2 protein-coding genes are annotated in these 3607 nt (G+C 48.5%); both read left to right on the top strand.

What is annotated here, in order from left to right:
* On the top strand, nucleotides 1-1650 hold a 1650-nt coding region (locus Q0338_RS08780), incomplete at its 5' end, for an N-acetylmuramoyl-L-alanine amidase (RefSeq protein WP_298086420.1).
* Nucleotides 1647-3607, top strand: a 1961-nt coding sequence (gene mnmC / locus Q0338_RS08785) for a bifunctional tRNA (5-methylaminomethyl-2-thiouridine)(34)-methyltransferase MnmD/FAD-dependent 5-carboxymethylaminomethyl-2-thiouridine(34) oxidoreductase MnmC (protein WP_298086421.1), incomplete at its 3' end; no start/stop codon positions are given. The genes Q0338_RS08780 and mnmC, both read left to right, overlap by 4 nt.

Genomic DNA, 3607 nt, shown 5'->3' on the forward strand with positions numbered 1-3607 from the left:
TCGTTGCAGCGTCTGATAAAAAGTGCAAAAGCTCTGGGGCTTGATACGAAATCGTATGAAAAAGAGCTAAAAGGCCTGCCGCAGCCAAAAGCCGCGCCTGCGCCTAAAAAAGAAAAAGAGGCGCCAAAGCCTAAGCAGCCCGAAGCAAAAGATCAAAAAGAGGTCAAGCAAAAATCCGCCGAGCTAAAGCAGCTCTCTGCGCCCGTAAACAAGAAAAGCTCAGCCGAACAGGACAAGCTTACGCTAGTTTCCGTGATCAGGGGTAGCGATAGCTTGGAGCTAAAATTTAATAGGCAGCTAAGCGGCAGCGATATCAATAAATTTACCCTAAATCAAAAAGGCTTATATAGGGATATATACCAGTTTAAGGGCGTTTGGAGCGCTGGAACGGTAGAGAGTATAAAGGGATTTTTGGTCGATGAGGTTCGTATAAGTCAGTTTGATGCGAGCACCGTGAGGGTGGTTTTCGTGAACAAATTTGAGATAAATTTAAAACTAAGAGCCGAAGATCGGTCGCTAGTTTTTAAAAAGGCCTCTCCCACGCAAGAGCAAAAGTCCGTAAAAAATGAAAATTTAAACTCTAAACAAGCGGCCGCAAAAGATAATCATCAAAAATCGCAAATCTCGCAAAAACAAAACGTAGAAAAAACGATCGACCTAAAGCAGGCTCAAATACAAGCCAGACAGATGGCCGAAAAGAAAAAAATCGAACAAGCTAAGCTAGAACAAAGGCAAGAAGCCCAAAAAAACGCGGCCAAGCCAAAGCCTGAAATAGCGCAAGCGCCGCAACAGCAAAAAACCGCTCAATCGCAAGCTCAAAATCAAAAGCTCGCTCAGCAAAAGCAGGAAAAAGTTACCGCGCAGGCCAAAACGGATGCCAAAAGCACTCAAAGCACCACTAAAAAAGACGAGCAAGAAATTGTGCTGGCACCCGTAAAAACGACAAGCACTAAAAAAATCACAAGCGCTAAAGGCAAGGTTGTCGTCCTTGACGCAGGACACGGCGGCGACGATCCTGGCGCTATAAACGGCTCTCTAAAAGAAAAAAACGTCGTGCTAAGCATCGCCCAAAAGGCCGGTAAGGAGCTGCAAGGGCGCGGCTACAAGGTTTATTACACGCGTAGCAAGGATAAATTTATCAACCTTCGCGACCGCACGAAATACGCCAACGACAAGGCTGCAGACCTCTTTATCTCCATCCACGCAAATGCCGCGCCAAACAAGACAAAAGCGGCAACCATGCACGGCATAGAGACGTTTTTCCTCTCGCCGGCTCGTTCCGAGCGCAGCAAAAACGCCGCCGCGCTGGAAAACAAATCCGACATCGAGGAGATGAACTATTTTTCTAAGCAGACATTTTTAAATTTCCTTAACCGCGAGAAAATCATCGCCTCAAACAAACTCGCCATCGACGTTCAGCGCGAAGTTTTGGCACGAGCAAAATCAGTTAGTTCAAAGGCGTCCGACGGCGGCGTTCGCGAGGCGCCTTTTTGGGTGCTAGTAGGCGCGCTGATGCCTGCGGTGCTGCTTGAGGTCGGCTACATCACTCACCCAGACGAGGGCGAGCTCATAAATAACTCAAAATACCAAGATGCCCTAGCCAAGGGGCTTGCAGACGGCATAGACGTCTATTTTTCAAACCAGCAATGAAAAGCGCGCGAGTCGTTTTTAAAGACGGTATCCCATTTAGTTCAGAATTTGACGACATTTACTTTAATGCAGACGATCCTATCGGCCAGAGCGAGTATGTTTTTAACTCCGTTTTTGACGAAATTTGGAACAAAAAGAGCGAATTTAACGTGCTTGAAACGGGATTTGGCGCGGGGCTAAATTTTCTTTGCGCCTTTAAAAGATTTAAAAACTCGGATAAATTTTTAAATTTCGTCAGTATCGAAAAAACGCCTATCGCTAGAGACGATCTAGCTAAAATTTACGCGAATTTTAACGAGCTCGCGGATGTTTCGGGTGAGCTTTTGGATGCCTACCCGCCTCTTATTCGCGGATTTCATAGATTAAATTTAGCTCCAAACGCCACGCTTACCTTGTGCTTTGGCGACGTGGCTGAGGTTTTGGATGAGCTTAGTTTTATTGCGGATACCGTTTTTATGGACGGCTTTGCGCCTGCTAAAAACGAAGCGATGTGGAGCGAGCGGGTTTGCGCTAAAATCGCAAATTTATGCGCATTGGGCGCTAGCGTTTGCACGTATTCGGCCTCGGGCGCGTTAAAAAGAGCCCTGCAAAATAGCGGTTTTGAGGTAAATTTGCTAAAGGGTTACGGTAAAAAGCGAGAGATGTTGCGCGCTAAATTTACCGGCGAGCGACAAGCTGGGAGCGAGATTTGGTTTAGCAGATTTGATCCCGCCGCCACGATCGCTCCAAAGACGGCGCTAGTTATCGGCGGCGGCGTGGCGGGCTGCGTTTGCGCGTTTAAGTTGCGTGAGCGCGGTTTAAAGGTCACGATCGCCGAAAAGCGCGGCGACATCGCGCTAAACGGCTCTGGGAATCACTGCGGGATTTTGATGCCGCTTATCACGAAACCAACCGTAAATTTAGGCCGCATGCATATGAATGCGTTTTTGCAGGCGGCGCACTTTTACGAGCAAAACCTCAGCGCCCAGGAGATAGAGTTTTGCGGAGCGACGGACTACGCGTATGAGCAAAAGACGCTAGAGCGCTTTTACGAGTGGCGCGAATTTGACGCGGATAACGGCGTTTTTGAGCTAAAATTTGATGACGAGCCTTACGCTAGCGCGTTTATTTTTCATGGCGCAAAAGCTCGCCCCAGAAAGATGTGCAAGGCGGCAAGCGCAGGCATAAAAACGCTTTTAAACTGCGAATTTACGGGCTTTGAGACGCTTGAGGGCGGCGCGGTTAGGGCGCACTTTAAGGACGGACGAAGCATCGACGCCGACGTGCTCGTGCTTGCTATCGGTAGCGAGAGTATGGATCTTTTTGCGGACTACGACATCAGGCTTAGCTCCGTGCGCGGCCAGGTCACGCATATCGCGCCGGCCGTTTGGACGCCTGCTCCCTTTAGCGCTAAAGGCTACGTTTGCCCGCCTGCCCAAGGCGTGCAGGTTGTCGGCGCGACTTATGATAGAAATCTTTTTTTAGACGAGCCGCGTTCTAGCGACGACGAGAAAAATTTAGCCGATGTTGCTGAGTTTTTGTACGGCAAATTTGCAAAAAACGAGCAGCTAAATTTAAACGGCGAGCAGGATTTAAATTTGACTATCGGCCGAGACGGCGACGCTGAAAATGCGGATCGTTTGGAAGCGATAAATTTAAGTAAAAGTATGGATTTGAGCGCCAAAACCGTTGGATGCTCGGCACAAGCGCAAGATGTGTCAAATTTGACTGCATCTGAAAATCTCTCAAACAACACGATAAAAACTCCGCAAAACGTCCGAATAATCGGCTCGAAAGTGGGCTACCGCAGCTATAGCGGCGACCGTTTTCCGCTTATCGGGCGGCTTTACGACGAGGATTTTTACAAAGATACATACAAGTCGCTGCTTTGGACGAAGGGCAAGTCCAATCTGCATCCAAAATACGTACCAAACGTATATGTGAGCACCGCTCACGGCTCGCGCGGGCTCTGTACGGC

Source organism: uncultured Campylobacter sp. (assembly GCF_938018145.1).
In the GTDB taxonomy this organism is placed as follows: Bacteria; Campylobacterota; Campylobacteria; order Campylobacterales; family Campylobacteraceae; genus Campylobacter_A.